Origin of the sequence: Amnibacterium sp., from assembly GCF_025463795.1 — a bacterium.
Lineage (GTDB): Bacteria > Actinomycetota > Actinomycetes > Actinomycetales > Microbacteriaceae > Amnibacterium.
Map to the genome: position 1 here is coordinate 1 of NZ_JAODBE010000173.1, position 13,326 is coordinate 13,326.

17 protein-coding genes are annotated in these 13,326 nt (G+C 73.4%); 15 read left to right on the plus strand and 2 right to left on the minus strand.

Annotated elements, in window-relative coordinates:
* The first annotated feature begins 85 nt into the window (after nucleotides 1-85).
* From rpsI to JWQ92_RS14870, 3 genes are read left to right on the plus strand one after another with little or no spacing between them, the layout of a single operon-like run.
* Complete coding sequence (rpsI, locus tag JWQ92_RS14860; protein WP_297345242.1) at nucleotides 86-595, plus strand: 30S ribosomal protein S9; 510 nt, start codon at nucleotides 86-88, stop codon at nucleotides 593-595.
* Nucleotides 596-620: 25 nt separating this feature from the next.
* Nucleotides 621-1,985: a phosphoglucosamine mutase gene (gene glmM, locus JWQ92_RS14865; RefSeq protein WP_297345243.1), complete on the plus strand. Its 1,365-nt coding sequence runs from the start codon at nucleotides 621-623 to the stop codon at nucleotides 1,983-1,985.
* Nucleotides 1,982-2,452 (plus strand): hypothetical protein, encoded by a 471-nt coding sequence (locus JWQ92_RS14870; RefSeq protein ID WP_297345244.1) that lies wholly within the window; start codon nucleotides 1,982-1,984, stop codon nucleotides 2,450-2,452. The genes glmM and JWQ92_RS14870 overlap by 4 nt, the downstream gene beginning before the upstream one ends.
* On the opposite strand, the gene coaA is transcribed toward JWQ92_RS14870, so the two are convergent.
* Entirely contained in the window at nucleotides 2,449-3,399 is a 951-nt protein-coding gene (gene coaA, locus JWQ92_RS14875) for a type I pantothenate kinase (protein WP_297345245.1), read from the minus strand. The two genes, JWQ92_RS14870 and coaA, sit on opposite strands and share 4 nt — an antisense overlap.
* Nucleotides 3,400-3,461: 62 nt before the next feature.
* Between coaA and glmS the strand changes: the two genes are divergently transcribed.
* The 9 genes from glmS to JWQ92_RS14920 all read left to right on the plus strand — a co-directional run bounded on the left by glmS (nucleotide 3,462) and on the right by JWQ92_RS14920 (nucleotide 10,214).
* On the plus strand, nucleotides 3,462-5,315 hold the full coding sequence (gene glmS / locus JWQ92_RS14880; protein ID WP_297345246.1) for a glutamine--fructose-6-phosphate transaminase (isomerizing): 1,854 nt from the start codon (nucleotides 3,462-3,464) through the stop codon (nucleotides 5,313-5,315).
* Between the two features lie 13 nt (nucleotides 5,316-5,328).
* Nucleotides 5,329-5,682 carry a holo-ACP synthase gene (locus JWQ92_RS14885; RefSeq protein WP_297345257.1) on the plus strand — a complete coding sequence of 118 codons (354 nt, stop codon included), beginning with the start codon at nucleotides 5,329-5,331 and terminating at the stop codon, nucleotides 5,680-5,682.
* 52 nt (nucleotides 5,683-5,734) lie between these two features.
* The gene (gene alr / locus JWQ92_RS14890) at nucleotides 5,735-6,841 is read left to right on the plus strand and encodes an alanine racemase (protein WP_297345247.1); all 1,107 of its coding nucleotides are present in this window, start codon (nucleotides 5,735-5,737) and stop codon (nucleotides 6,839-6,841) included.
* Between the two features lie 32 nt (nucleotides 6,842-6,873).
* A complete protein-coding gene (gene tsaE / locus JWQ92_RS14895) occupies nucleotides 6,874-7,326 on the plus strand; it encodes a tRNA (adenosine(37)-N6)-threonylcarbamoyltransferase complex ATPase subunit type 1 TsaE (protein WP_297345258.1) in 453 nt (150 codons plus the stop codon).
* Nucleotides 7,327-7,330: 4 nt separating this feature from the next.
* Nucleotides 7,331-7,930, plus strand: coding sequence for a tRNA (adenosine(37)-N6)-threonylcarbamoyltransferase complex dimerization subunit type 1 TsaB (gene tsaB / locus JWQ92_RS14900; protein WP_297345248.1), 600 nt, complete (start codon nucleotides 7,331-7,333; stop codon nucleotides 7,928-7,930).
* A complete protein-coding gene (gene rimI / locus JWQ92_RS14905; protein WP_297345249.1) occupies nucleotides 7,927-8,388 on the plus strand; it encodes a ribosomal protein S18-alanine N-acetyltransferase in 462 nt (153 codons plus the stop codon). Before tsaB ends, rimI begins: the two co-directional genes overlap by 4 nt.
* Nucleotides 8,385-9,449, plus strand: coding sequence for a tRNA (adenosine(37)-N6)-threonylcarbamoyltransferase complex transferase subunit TsaD (tsaD, locus tag JWQ92_RS14910; protein WP_297345250.1), 1,065 nt, complete (start codon nucleotides 8,385-8,387; stop codon nucleotides 9,447-9,449). The genes rimI and tsaD overlap by 4 nt, the downstream gene beginning before the upstream one ends.
* A gap of 89 nt (nucleotides 9,450-9,538) precedes the next feature.
* Nucleotides 9,539-9,862 carry a DUF4190 domain-containing protein gene (locus JWQ92_RS14915; protein ID WP_297345251.1) on the plus strand — a complete coding sequence of 108 codons (324 nt, stop codon included), beginning with the start codon at nucleotides 9,539-9,541 and terminating at the stop codon, nucleotides 9,860-9,862.
* 67 nt (nucleotides 9,863-9,929) lie between these two features.
* Nucleotides 9,930-10,214, plus strand: a complete 285-nt coding sequence (locus JWQ92_RS14920; RefSeq protein ID WP_297345252.1) for a DUF4190 domain-containing protein — start codon at nucleotides 9,930-9,932, stop codon at nucleotides 10,212-10,214.
* Nucleotides 10,215-10,238: 24 nt separating this feature from the next.
* Here JWQ92_RS14920 and JWQ92_RS14925 read toward each other — a convergent pair whose 3' ends face one another.
* On the minus strand, nucleotides 10,239-11,429 hold the full coding sequence (locus tag JWQ92_RS14925; RefSeq protein WP_297345253.1) for a class I SAM-dependent methyltransferase: 1,191 nt from the start codon (nucleotides 11,427-11,429) through the stop codon (nucleotides 10,239-10,241).
* Nucleotides 11,430-11,590: 161 nt separating this feature from the next.
* On the opposite strand from JWQ92_RS14925, the gene groES reads away from it, so the two are divergent.
* From groES to JWQ92_RS14940, 3 genes are all read left to right on the plus strand, one after another.
* Nucleotides 11,591-11,887, plus strand: a complete 297-nt coding sequence (gene groES / locus JWQ92_RS14930) for a co-chaperone GroES (protein ID WP_297345254.1) — start codon at nucleotides 11,591-11,593, stop codon at nucleotides 11,885-11,887.
* 151 nt (nucleotides 11,888-12,038) lie between these two features.
* A complete protein-coding gene (gene rarD, locus JWQ92_RS14935) occupies nucleotides 12,039-12,983 on the plus strand; it encodes an EamA family transporter RarD (protein WP_297345255.1) in 945 nt (314 codons plus the stop codon).
* Between the two features lie 143 nt (nucleotides 12,984-13,126).
* The coding region (locus JWQ92_RS14940) for a hypothetical protein (RefSeq protein WP_297345256.1) at nucleotides 13,127-13,326 on the plus strand (200 nt) is incomplete at its 3' end.

A 13,326-nucleotide genomic window follows, 5' to 3' on the forward strand; every position in this document is an offset into this window, starting at 1 on the left:
CCCACGCTGCACAGCAGCCCACGACCTTCACCCTGACCCAGGTCGCGCAGTAGCGCCGCCCGAACACCTAAAGGATTCCGACATAATGGCGAAGATCTCCGACTCCCTCGAGGGCGCCAACCCCGAGGCCACGACTGAAGAAGTCACCAACTACTCCACCGAGAGCACGACCGAGGTCGCCGTCAAGGCTCCCCGCCCCGTGCTGACCGTTCCCGGCGCCGCTGTCGGCCGCCGCAAGCAGGCCATCGCCCGCGTGCGCATCACGCCCGGCTCCGGAACCGTCGTCGTCAACGGACGCGACATCACGGACTACTTTCCGAACAAGCTGCACCAGCAGCTGATCAACGACCCGTTCACCGTGCTCGAGCTCACCGGCGCCTACGACGTGATCGCGAAGATCTCGGGCGGCGGCCCCTCCGGTCAGGCCGGCGCGCTGCGTCTCGGCATCGCCAGGGCGCTGAACGAGATCGACCTCGAGAACAACCGCCCGGGTCTCAAGAAGGCGGGCTTCCTCTCGCGCGACGCGCGGGTCAAGGAGCGCAAGAAGGCCGGCCTCAAGAAGGCTCGCAAGGCGCCGCAGTTCTCGAAGCGCTGACGCCCGGCGTTCCCGCTTCCCCGTCATGGTCCGCCTCTTCGGCACCGACGGCGTCCGCGGCCTCGCGAACCGCGAGGTCACCCCGGAGCTCGCCCTGTCGCTCGCGCAGGCCGCCGCCCACGTGCTGGGCGACGGCCCGCGAGCGGCCGGGCGTCGCCCGTTCGCCGTGCTCGCGCGCGATCCGCGGGTCTCGGGCGAGTTCATCTCGGCCGCCGTAGCGGCCGGGCTCGCCGGATCCGGCGTGGACGTGTACGACGCGGGCGTCATCCCGACGCCCGCCGCCGCGTTCCTCATCGCGGACATCGGCGCCGACTTCGGCGTGATGATCTCGGCGTCGCACAACCCGGCGCCCGACAACGGCATCAAGATCTTCGCCGCGGGCGGGACCAAGCTGCCCGACGAGGTCGAGGACCGGATCGAGGCCGCCATGCAGCGGCCGCCGCTCGCGCCCACCGGCGCCGGCGTGGGGCGCATCCGCCGGTTCGCCGACGCCGAGGACCGCTACGTCGTGCACCTCATCGAGACGCTGCCCCACCGGCTCGACGGGCTGAAGGTCGTGCTCGACTGCGCCAACGGCGCAGCGGCCGGCGTCTCGCCCGAGGTGTTCTCGCTCGCGGGCGCCGAGGTCGTCGTCATGGGGAACGACCCGAACGGCATCAACATCAACGACGGCGTCGGATCGACCCACCTCGCGGGCCTGGCCGCCGCTGTCCTCGAGCACGGCGCCGACGCCGGCATCGCCCACGACGGCGACGCCGACCGCTGCCTCGCGGTGGACGCCGAGGGACGGGTCGTCGACGGCGACCAGATCATGGCCATCCTCGCGACCGCGATGCAGGCGCGTGGCGCGCTCCGGGGCGACACCCTGGTCGCCACGGTCATGAGCAACCTCGGCCTGCATCGCGCGATGCGGGAGCGGGGGATCGAGGTGCTCGCCACGAAGGTCGGGGACCGCTACGTGCTCGAGGCCCTCGGCGAGCAGAACCTGTCGCTCGGCGGCGAGCAGTCCGGCCACGTGATCATGGCGGACCACGCCACGACCGGCGACGGCCTGCTGACGGGCCTGCACCTGCTGGCCGAGGTCGCGCACAGCGGCCGCACCCTCGCGGAGCTCGCCTCGATCGTGACCGTCTACCCGCAGGTGCTCGTCGCCGTGCGGGACGTCGACCGTGCCCGGGTCGACTCCGACGAGGGCGTCATCGAGGCGGTGGCTGCCGCGGAGGCGGAGCTCGGTGAGTCCGGCCGCGTGCTGCTTCGGCCGTCCGGCACGGAGCCGGTCGTGCGGGTCATGGTGGAGGCCGCCGACCACGGGACCGCCGAGGCGATCGCCGCCCGGCTCGTCGAGGTGGTGCGCGAACGACTCGCGCTGCAGACCACGTCCACGCCGTGAGCACCGCCCAGGCCGCGGCGCTCCGCCGCGGCACCCGGATCGTCGCCGGGATCGGGCTCGTCCTCGCGCTGCCGCGCATCGTCGTCGCGTGGCTCCTGCTGGACCGGACGCCCGTGCCGGTGATCGCGACCGTGCTCTTCGTCCTCGGGCTGCTCGTGCTCGGCCTGCTGCTGAGCCGGACCCTGCTGATCCGGCTCGGATCCCGGTGGTGGGTGGCCCTGATCGGCCTCGGCGGCGCCGTGCTCGGTGCCCTCGCCACGAGCGGCACGACCTCGCTGGGGCGGGGCGTCGCGGTGCGCTACTCGCAGGGCGTCCTCGTGCCGCCCCAGGTCGCGCTCGTGAACTGGCTGGTGCTCGCCGCGCTCACGGTGTGGCTGCTCGGAGTGCTGCTGCTCGTCACCTCGGCGTTGGGCGGCGTGACGACCCTGCTCGGCGGCTCACGCCGCGCCCCCCAGCGGCCTCGCTAGATCTTCCGCAGCAGCACGCTGTGCACCGCATGGTCCTGCGCCTTGCGGAGCACGAGGCGCGCCCGCGAGCGGGTCGGCAGCACGTTCTCCCGCAGGTTGGGCTCGTTGATCTCGTGCCAGATCGTGGACGCGGTGGTGCGCGCCTCCTCGGGTCCGAGCGAGGCGTACCGGTGGAAGTACGACCGCGGCGACGAGAACGCGGCGGTCTGCAGCCGCCGGAAGCGCTCGATGTACCACTCCTCGATGTCGCTCGTCCTCGCATCCACGTAGACGCTGAAGTCGAAGAGGTCGCTGACCGCGAGGCCGGTGCGCAGGGGCGGCTGCAGCACGTTCAGGCCTTCGACGATCAGGACGTCGGGCCGGTGCACGACCACCTCGGCGTCCGGGACGATGTCGTACGCCTCGTGCGAGTAGAACGGCGCCCGCACCTCCGCCGCGCCGCTCTTCACCGCGGTGATGAACCGCAGCAGCGCGCGCCGGTCGTAGGACTCCGGGAAGCCCTTGCGGGCGAGGATGCCGCGGCGCTCGAGCTCCGCGTTGGGCAGCAGGAAGCCGTCGGTCGGCACCAGCTCGACCTTCGGGGTGTCGTCCCACCGCGCGAGCAGCTCGCGCAGGAGGCGGGCGACGGTCGATTTGCCGACGGCGACCGATCCGGCGACCCCGATCACGAAAGGGGTCGTGTCCGTCGAGGAGCGGAGGAAGCCCCGCGTGCGCTCGTGCAGCTGCCGGGCGCCCGTGGCGTAGAGGTTGAGCAGCCGGCTGAGCGGCAGGTACACCTCGGCGACCTCGCGCGAGTCCAGGGGTTCCCCGAGGCCTCGGAGACGCACCAGCTCGACGTCGGTCAGCGGCTGCGGCGTGCCCGCCGCGAGAGCCGCCCACTCGTCGCGGCCGATCTCGATGAAGGGGGTGAGTCCGTGCGCGGGACCCGCCGCGGACCGGTCGGACACGGTCCCCGATGCTACTTCCCGCGCGGGGTCCCGCTCCGGCGGCCGGTTACACTCGGCTCTCGATGTGCGGGATCGTCGGATACGTGGGTGGACGGGACGCCATCGGAGTGCTCGTGGGCGGGTTGAAACGGCTCGAGTACCGCGGCTACGACTCGGCAGGCGTGGCCGTGATCGGTGCGGACGGCGAGCTCGCCATGCACAAGCGCGCCGGCAAGCTCGGCGTGCTGGAGGCCGACCTCATCGCGGACCCCCTGCCCGGCAGCGGCACCGGCATCGGCCACACCCGCTGGGCGACCCACGGGGGCCCCACCGACGCCAACGCCCATCCGCACCTCGGCGACGACGGGCGCCTCGCGCTCATCCACAACGGGATCATCGAGAACTACGCCGCGCTGCGTGACGAGCTGCTCGCCGAGGGCCACACCTTCGTCAGCGAGACCGACACCGAGGTCGCCGCGGTGCTCCTCGGCCGCGAGTACGCGGCGGTCGGCGATCTCGTCGGCGCCTTCCGCACGGTGGTCGGACGCCTGCACGGGGCCTTCACTCTCCTCGCCGTGCACGCGGACGAGCCCGGCCTCGTCGTCGGTGCCCGCCGCAACTCGCCGCTCGTCGTGGGCCTGGGCGAGGGCGAGCAGTTCCTCGGCTCGGACGTCGCCGCGTTCGTGCAGTACACGCGCAAGGCCCTCGCCATCGGGCAGGACCAGATCGTCGCGATCCGGCCGGAGGGCATCGAGCTCACGGACTTCGCCGGCGCCCCGGTCGAGGGCGAGGTCTACGAGGTCGCATGGGACGCCTCCGCGGCCGACAAGGGCGGCTGGTCGAGCTTCATGGCGAAGGAGATCAGCGAGGAGCCGGAGTCGATCGAGCAGACCCTGCTCGAGCGGGTCGTCGACGGCGTGGTCGTGCTCGACGAGATCGAGGACGGCTTCCCCGCGGACGTGCTCGCCGCGGTGACGCGGATCGTCGTGCTCGGCGCCGGCACCGCGGCGTACTCGGGCCTGCTCGGCAAGTACGCGATCGAGAAGTGGGCGCGGGTGCCCGTCGAGGTGGAGCTCTCGCACGAGTTCCGGTACCGGGACCCCGTGCTCGACGCCTCCACCCTCGTCGTCTCCATCAGCCAGTCGGGCGAGACGATGGACACGCTGATGGCCGTGAAGTACGCGAGCGAACGCGGTGCCCGCACGCTGTCCATCTGCAACACCCAGGGCGCGACGATCCCGCGCGAATCCGACGCCGTGCTGTACACCCGGGCGGGGCCGGAGGTCGCCGTCGCGAGCACGAAGGCGTTCACCGCCCAGGTCGTGGCGCTCTACCTGCTGGGCCTGCACCTCGCGCGGGTGCGCGCGACGCTGCGCGACGACGAGATCCGCGGCCTCACCGACGAGCTCAGGGCGCTGCCGGACAAGCTCCGGACGGTGCTGAAGACCGGGCCGGAGATCCGCGAGCTCGCGCGCAGCATGTCGGACACCCGGAGCGTGCTGTTCCTCGGCCGTCACGTCGGCTACCCGGTCGCGCTCGAGGGCGCCCTGAAGCTCAAGGAGCTCGCCTACATCCACGCGGAGGGCTTCGCCGCCGGCGAGTTGAAGCACGGCCCGATCGCGCTGATCGAGCCGGGGCAGCGCGTGTTCGTGGTGGTTCCCAGCCCACGGGACTCGACCAGCCTGCATCCGAAGGTCGTGTCGAACATCCAGGAGATCCGCGCTCGGGGCGCCCACGTGCTGGCGGTCGCGGAGGCCGGCGACGTCGCGGTGCTGCCGCATGCGGACGACGTGCTGCGCATCCCACTCGCGGGAACGATGTTCGAGCCGCTGCTCGCGGTCGCGCCCCTGCAGATCTTCGCCATGGAGCTCGCCGCGGCGAAGGGCCTGGACGTGGACCAGCCGCGCAACCTCGCGAAGTCCGTCACCGTGGAATGAGGCGGTGCGCCTCGTGATCCTCGGCATCGGCGTGGACGTCGTCGACATCGCCCGCTTCGGGCGGTCCCTCGAGCGCACGCCACCCCTCCGGCTCCGCCTGTTCGCCAGCAGCGAACAGGGTCTTCCGCTGAGCTCGCTCGCGGCCCGCTTCGCGGCCAAGGAGGCGCTCATCAAGGCGTCGGGGGACTCCACCGGGTTCACCTGGCACGACATGGTGGTCACCAGCGACACGGACCGCCGGCCGTTCCTGCGGGTGACGGGCGCCGCCGCGGCTCGACTCGAGGCCATGGGGGTCACCGCCACCCACCTCTCGATGAGCCACGACGCGGGAATCGCATCCGCATTCGTCGTGCTGGAGGGATCGTGAGCCCGCTCCGAGCTCCAGCGCGCGTTCGTCGTCCTGCAAGGGCCGTGAACCGGTGACCGAGCAGGGCGCGCCCGACCGCGTGGCCCGGGTCGGCACCGACGCGATCCGCGCCAACACACGGCGGCTCAAGGCGGTCGCCGGCACGCGCGACCTGATCGCGGTCGTGAAGGCCGACGGCTACGGGCACGGCATGGTGACCACCGCGCGGGCCGCGCTCGACGGTGGTGCGACCTGGCTCGGCGTCGCCGATCCGGCCGAGGCGCTCGCGCTGCGGGCGGCGGGGGTGACCGCGCCGGTGCTCGCGTGGCTGCTCGACGTGGCCGGCGACTTCGGTCCGGCCGTCCACGCGGGCGTGGACCTCGGCGTCTCGACGGTCGACCAGCTGGCCCGGATCGCGGCGACCGGTCCGGGCGCAGCCGTGCAGCTGAAGGTCGAGACCGGCCTCAGCCGCAACGGCCTCGCGCCCGAGGAGTGGGACCGCGCCTTCCGCCTCGCGGCGCGGCTCGAGGCGGAGGGGCGGATCCGCGTCCGCGGCGTCTTCTCGCACCTCGCCAACACGTCCACGGAGGAGGACGCGGCCGCGGAGTCCCGCTTCGCCGACGCCCTTCGCCGCCTGCACGACGCCGGGCTGCGTCCGGAGCTGCGCCACCTCGCCAGCACCGCCGCCGCGCTCCGCCGCGACCAGTCGGCGTACACCGCGGTGCGCACCGGGATCGGCCTCTACGGCGTCTCCCCCTACGACGACGGGGACGCGGCCCGCCTCGGCCTGCGCCCTGCGATGACGCTCGAGTCGCGGATCGCGGCCGTGCGCCGCATCCCCGCGGGCGCCGGCGTGTCCTACGACTCCACCTGGCGGGCCGAGCGCCCGACGTCTCTCGCGCTCGTGCCGCTCGGGTACGCGGACGGCGTGCCCCGGGCCGCGTCCAACCGCGCCGAGGTGCTGGTCGGCGGCGGGCGTCGCCCCATCCGCGGCCGGATCGCCATGGACCAGTTCGTCATCGAGACCGACGGCGACGTGGCGGTCGGCGACCCGGTCGTGGTGTTCGGCGATCCCGCCACCGGTGCCCCGTCGGCGGCCGACTGGGCGCGCTGGGCCGACACGATCGGGTACGAGATCGTCACGCGGATCGGTCCACGCGTCCAGCGGCGGCCGGAGTGATCGAGCGCGCCCATGTCGCCGACCCCGAGGCGATGCGGGCGCTCGGCGCGCGGCTCGGCGCCGCGCTGCGGGCCGGTGACCTCGTCGTGCTCACCGGGCCGCTCGGCGCCGGGAAGACGACGATGACCTCCGGGATCGGCGAGGCGCTCGGGGTGCGCGGCCCCGTCACGAGCCCGACGTTCGTGCTCGCCCGAACCCATCCCTCACTCGTCGGTGGCCCCCCGCTCGTCCACGTGGACGCCTACCGGCTCGGGTCCGCCGCCGAGCTCGACGACCTCGACCTCGACTACGACCACGCGGTCGTCGTCGTCGAGTGGGGCGAGGGGCTGCTCGACGGGGTGAGCGGGTCGTTGCTCGAAGTCGTTCTCACTCCCGCCCCTGACGGTCCGGCCGGCGATCCCGACGACGCGCCCGTCGAACCACGGACCGTCGAGCTGCGGCGCTCCGGCCCGCGCTGGGCGGGTGCGCCGCCGCTCGTAGGGTGATGGGGTGATCCTCGCCGTCGACAGCTCCGGGTCCACCGGGGTCGCACTCGTCGACGACGGCGGCGCGGTCGTCGCGGCACGCCGCTCCGGCGACCCGCGCGGCCACGCGGAGGCCATCGGGCCGCTCCTCGACGCGGTCCTCACCGACCGCATCGCGGACGTCGCGGCCGTCGCGTACGGTGTCGGTCCGGGCCCCTTCACCGGCCTGCGTGTCGGCATGGCCGCGGCGCGCACCGTCGCGATGGTGCTCGGCGTGCCGGAGCTGCCGGTCCTCAGCCACGACGCGATCGCCCTGGCCGCGCTCGAGGGCGGGACGGAGCCGCCCTTCGTCGTCGTCGCCGACGCCAAGCGCCGCGAGGTCTACGCCACCGTCTACCGGTCGGTCGACGTCGCCGGCGTGCCGGTGCGGGACGAGGAGCCCCGCGTCGGTGCCCTGGACGCGGTTCCGGACCTGCCCCACATCACGGCCGTCGTCGATCCGGCCGTGCTCGGTCGCGTCGCCGCCCTGCGCCGCGCCGCAGGCATCGCGCCCGAGCCCCCCGACGCCCGGTACCTCCGCAGCCCCGACGTGACCCTCGCCGCGCCGAAGCGGGTGACCGGATGACCGGCCTGCGCCCCGCCACTCCCGGCGACCTCGACGGGATCATGGCGATCGAGACCGCGAGCTTCCCCACCGACGCCTGGAGCCGCTCGAGCATGGCCGCCACGCTCGCCGATCGCGACACCGCGACGGTCGTCGCGTCGGAGGTGGACGCCCTGCTCGGCTACGCCGCCGTGCTCGCGCCGCGCGGTGCCGGCGACGCGGACGTGCTCACGATCGCCGTCGCGGAGGCCGCCCGCGGCCGCGGCTTCGGCCGGGCCCTCCTCGAGCGGCTGCTCGAGGAGGCGACCGCGAGGGGCGCCGTGCGGGTGTTCCTCGAGGTGCGTGCCGACAACCCCGTCGCGACCGCCCTCTACGTCTCCGCCGGGTTCGCTCCGATCGGCCGCCGGCGGCACTACTACCAGCCCGACGACGTCGACGCCGTGGTCATGCGGCTCGAGCTGCCGGTGGCCGTCCCATGAGCCGGGACCCGCTCGTCCTCGGCATCGAGACGTCCTGCGACGAGACCGGGATCGGGATCGTCCGTGGCCGCGAGGTGCTCGCGAACGTCATCGCCTCCTCGATGGAGGAGCAGGCCCGGTACGGCGGCGTCGTGCCCGAGATCGCCGCCCGTGCGCACCTCGAGGCGCTCACGCCGGCGCTCCGCCGGGCGCTGGCGGACGCGGGCGTCGGGGTCGACGACCTCGACGCGGTCGCCGTGACCGCCGGTCCGGGCCTGGCAGGGGCGCTCATGGTCGGCGTGGGCGCCGCCAAGGCGCTCGCGATCGCGGCGGGCAAGCCGCTCTACGGCGTGAACCACCTCGTCGGCCATGTCGCGGCCGACCTGCTGCACGCGCGCGGCACCGCGCCGCGCGACCTGGAGCTGCCGGTCGTGGCGCTCCTCGTCTCCGGCGGCCACACCTCGCTCCTGCTCGTCCGCGACCTCGCCGAGGACGTCGAGCTGCTCGGCGAGACGCTCGACGACGCGGCGGGGGAGGCGTTCGACAAGACCGCCCGTCTGCTCGGGCTCGCCTACCCGGGCGGTCCGCGCATCGATGCGGCCGCTGTCGGCGGCGACCCGGCCGCCATCCGCTTCCCGCGTGGGCTGACCGCATCGAAGGACCGCGGGGCCCACCGCTTCGACTTCTCGTTCAGCGGCCTGAAGACGGCGGTGGCCCGCACCGTCGAGCGCGCGGAGGCCGCGGGGCAGCCGCTGCCCCTCGCGGACGTCGCCGCCGGCTTCCGCGAGGCGGTCGTCGACGTGCTGGTCACGAAGGCGCTCGACGCGTGCGCCGTCACGGGCGTGCCTCGGCTGCTCCTCGGCGGGGGCGTCGTGGCCAACCGGCGGCTCCGCGACACGGCGCTCGACCGCGCGGTTCCGGCGGGCGTGACCGTGCGGATCCCGCCGCTCGAGCTCTGCACCGACAACGGCGCGATGATCGCCGGCCTCGGCGCGATGCGCATCGCCGCCGGCGCGCGGCCGAGCGGGCTGGGCTTCGGCGTCGACTCGACGATGCCGGTCGACCTCGTCCAAGTGCCCTGAAGCGGGGCCGCGAGGCGCGTTGACACCCCTGGTGGCCGCTGCCACGATGGGCGCTGCCGGCGACGCTGATCGTCGGCGAAGGGAATCCCATGAGCGACTACCAGCCCACGCCCCCGCCGTCGACGCCGTACGCGTCCGCGCCGACGCCCGCGAAGTCCCCGATCCTCAGCATCCTGTCGCTGATCTTCGGCATCCTCGGCGTGCTCCTGTCGCTCTTCCTGTTCGGAACGGGCTTCCTGCCCGGCGCGGCCGCCGTCGTGCTCGGCTTCCTCGGGCGCCGCAAGGAGCCGCAGGCGAAGGGCATGTGGCTCACCGGCATCATCACCGGGTTCGTCGCCATCGCGATCGCGATCGTCGTCTGGGTCGTCCTCGCGGCGATCGTCGGCATCGCGGGCGCCTCGTCGAACTACTGAGCCTCAGCCCTTCCCCGCGCGGACGGTTCCGCGTTCCGCTCCGTCCGCTCGCCCGAAAGGCTCCGCCGTGTCCTCCTCCTACCGGCCCGTCCCGACGCAGTACGCGCAGGCGCCGCAGGACCGCTACAACACCCTGTCGATCGTCGCGTTCATCCTCGCGTTCGTGGTGTCGATCGGTGCCGTGATCTGCGGGCACATCGCGCTCTCGCAGATCAAGCGCACCGGGGAGCGGGGCCGGGGCCTCGCGATCTGGGCGCTCGTGCTCGGCTACCTGGGCATCGCGATCGGCGTCCTGCTCGTCGTGCTGTGGGCCGTCGCGCTCGCGACGCTCGCCGCGAGCGGCACCTACTGACCCGCGCCCGCGCCCGCGCCCGCGTCAGGCCGTCAGCCGCCGGCAGATGAGCGCCACCCGGCGCTCCGGCGTGCGTGTGACGATCAGGGTGGCCTCGCCGTCCCCGGCGAGCCCCAGGAACGTGCGGAACGTCGACGGATCGAGGTCGACGCCCCGCTTCTTGATCTCCAGCCGACCGATCCGCCGCGCCTTGAGCTCGCGCCGGATCCGCAGCCGGTCGAACGGCAGCACCGCCTCGATCTCGAACGAGTCCACGAACGGGGTCGACAGCGGCAGATCGCCGGTCAGGTAGGCGATCGACGGCCCCACGGGGTGCGTGCCCGTCGCCCGGGCGAGATCCCCGAGCAGGCGGGCACGGATGACCGCCCCGTCCGGCTCGTGGAGGTAGCCGGCGAGGGGCCCGGCCGGCTCGTCCGGGCTGTCGGCGGTCGCCGTCATCTCAGCGGACCCCCGATCCGTCACGACGAGGGCGGCTCGGCGGACGTCGCCCCGCCGGAGGTCGCCGAACCATAGCGCCGTCTCCACGACGTCGCCGCCGCTCGACACCCACTGCGCCTCGGCGTGGTCGGGGATGCTCTCGCGGTCGTGGGCGGGGGAGAGCTTGAGCCCGACCGGCAGCCGCTCGGCGAGCTGCGCCGCGAACTCGAGTGACGGCGAGTAGTCCGCGGGCCCGACCCGACGGGTCTCGCCATGACCGGCGGTGCGCCGCGCCGGATCGAGCCAGACCGCATTCACCGATCCGAGGTCGGCCTGCTCGGCCTCACCGTTCCGGACGTCCACGTCGGGGAACGGGGCGAGGTTGTAGGCGGCGATCGCCGCGGTCACCGGGTCGCGCTCGACCGCGAGCACCTCGAGGTCGACGGCGGCGAACGCGAGCGCGTCACCACCGATCCCGCAGCCGAGGTCGGCGATGCGGCCCGCGTCGAAGCCGCGGAAGCGCGCGGCGTGGTGCGCGGCCACGTCCAGCCGGGTCGCCTGCTCCAGGCCGGCCCGGGTGAAGAGCATGCGGGCCGCGAAGTCGCCGAACTTCGCGACCGCCCGCCGGCGCAGCTTCGCCTGGGTGAGGATCGCCGCCGTCTCGTCGGGCGTGAAGCCGGCGCGGCGCAGCGCGGTGGAGCGGGCGACCACGTCGGTCGTCCCGGTGGGCGCCGGTTCCGCGTCCACGGCGGTCAGCACGCGGGGCGAGAGCAGGCGCTCGAGTTCCTCCTGCTCCACGGCTTCACCGTAACCGGATCCGCCCGAAGCCACGGCGGCTCCCCCGCCCATTGGCACTCGCATTGCGAGAGTGCCAAGCAGCCCCCTAGACTCCGATGTTGGCACTCAGGGCTACCCAGTGCCAGCAGAACGTCCGATCGCCAAGAAAGAAGAGGTGGACCGTGCCGGTCTCCATCAAGCCGCTCGAGGATCGCATCGTGATCAGCCAGGTCGAGGCCGAGCAGACGACCGCGTCGGGTCTGGTCATCCCCGACACCGCCAAGGAGAAGCCCCAGGAGGGCGAGGTCGTGGCGGTGGGCCCCGGCCGCATCGACGACAACGGCAACCGCGTGCCGATCGACGTCGCGGTCGGCGACCGGGTGCTCTACTCGAAGTACGGCGGCACCGAGGTGAAGGTCGGCGGCGAGGACTACCTCGTCCTGTCGGCCCGCGACGTGCTCGCCGTCGTCACCCACTGACGCCGCTCGTCCGAACGCCGGGCCCCGCATCCGTCCACCGGATGCGGGGCCCGACGCGTTCATGTCAGGCCGCGTCGAGATCCGGCCAGGGTCGGCCGGCCCGGCGTGAACACGCCCCGGCCCCCAGCAGTCGGCCGGTAGCGTGCCTGCAGTGACGAACGCGCGAGCACGGGACCGCACCCGCAGCGGCATGGGCTTCGGCCTCCTCGCGTACTTCCTCTGGGGCGCGATGCCCGTCTACTTCCTCGCGATGGCCCCTGCGGGCGCGTTCGAGATCGTGGGCTGGCGGATCGTCTTCTCCCTCGTCTTCTGCGCTCTGCTGCTCACGGTCACGCGCACCTGGGGCTCGTTCCGCCGGGTGCTCGGGAACCGCCGCACGGTGCTCACCTTCGCGCTCGCCGGTGTGCTGATCTACGTCAACTGGACCGTGTACGTGCTCGCGACGGTCAGCGGCCGGGTGGTCGACGCCGCGCTCGGCTACTTCGTCAACCCGATCGTCACCGTGCTGCTCGGCGTGCTCGTGCTGCGGGAGCACCTGCGCATCGGCCAGTGGATCGCGGTCGGGATCAGCGCGCTCGCCGTCGTCGTCCTCGGCGTCGAGGGCGGCGCGCTGCCGTGGATCTCGCTCGCGCTCGCGGCGTCCTTCGGCCTCTACGGACTCGTGAAGAAGCAGGTCGGGAACCGGGCGGACGTGCTCACGGCCCTGACGCTCGAGACCGCGTGGCTGACGCCGGTCGCCCTGGCCCAGCTGCTGATCGTCGGCTTCGGGCCGGGGCTGGCGTTCGGCTCGGCCGGCGCGTTCCCCACCCTCATGCTCGCGTCGGCCGGCATCGGCACCGCGGTGCCGCTGCTGTTGTTCGGCTCCGCCGCCAAGCGGCTGCCGCTCACGGTGGCCGGGTTCCTGCAGTACCTCGCCCCGATCCTGCAGTTCCTGATCGGCGTGCTCGTGCTCCACGAGGCCATGCCGCTCGGCCGGCTGGCCGGGTTCGTCCTGGTCTGGATCGCCCTGCTGATGCTCGTCGGGGAGTCCCTCCTGACCGCCGGGCGGACGCGCCGCGCCCCGGTCGCGCCAGCGGTGGCCGTCTCCGACGTCTGAGGGGCCAGGTCACGGACCCGTAACGAATCGGCCTCAATGGCCTCTGCGAAACATGCACGGTACGTGGGCTTCCTAGGTTGACGGACACCACTCGGTATGGGCACGCCCTGGACCGACGCATCCAACACAGACGAAGGATTGCAATGCCTGCACACCGCCGCGGTCGCATGGTGACCGCCTGGGCGCTCGGGGCTGCTGCCGCAGTGACCCTCGCCGCCTGTTCGACGCCGTCCGCCGGGTCGAGCGCCTCGACCTCCGCATCCGCCTCCACGTCGGCGTCGGCCTCGGCGTCGCCGTCGAGCACCGTCGCCGCGCCGACCGACTGCCCGTCCGGCTCCGACCC

Excerpts from the sequence above, each read along its gene's own strand:
- rimI (WP_297345249.1), top strand. The coding sequence starts at position 7,927 with ATGACCGGCCTGCGCCCCGCCACTCCCGGCGACCTCGACGGGATCATG.
- glmM (WP_297345243.1), top strand. The coding sequence starts at position 621 with ATGGTCCGCCTCTTCGGCACCGACGGCGTCCGCGGCCTCGCGAACCGC.
- tsaD (WP_297345250.1), top strand. The coding sequence starts at position 8,385 with ATGAGCCGGGACCCGCTCGTCCTCGGCATCGAGACGTCCTGCGACGAG.
- rpsI (WP_297345242.1), top strand. The coding sequence starts at position 86 with ATGGCGAAGATCTCCGACTCCCTCGAGGGCGCCAACCCCGAGGCCACG.
- glmS (WP_297345246.1), top strand. The coding sequence starts at position 3,462 with ATGTGCGGGATCGTCGGATACGTGGGTGGACGGGACGCCATCGGAGTG.
- JWQ92_RS14915 (WP_297345251.1), top strand. The coding sequence starts at position 9,539 with ATGAGCGACTACCAGCCCACGCCCCCGCCGTCGACGCCGTACGCGTCC.
- tsaE (WP_297345258.1), top strand. The coding sequence starts at position 6,874 with ATGCGGGCGCTCGGCGCGCGGCTCGGCGCCGCGCTGCGGGCCGGTGAC.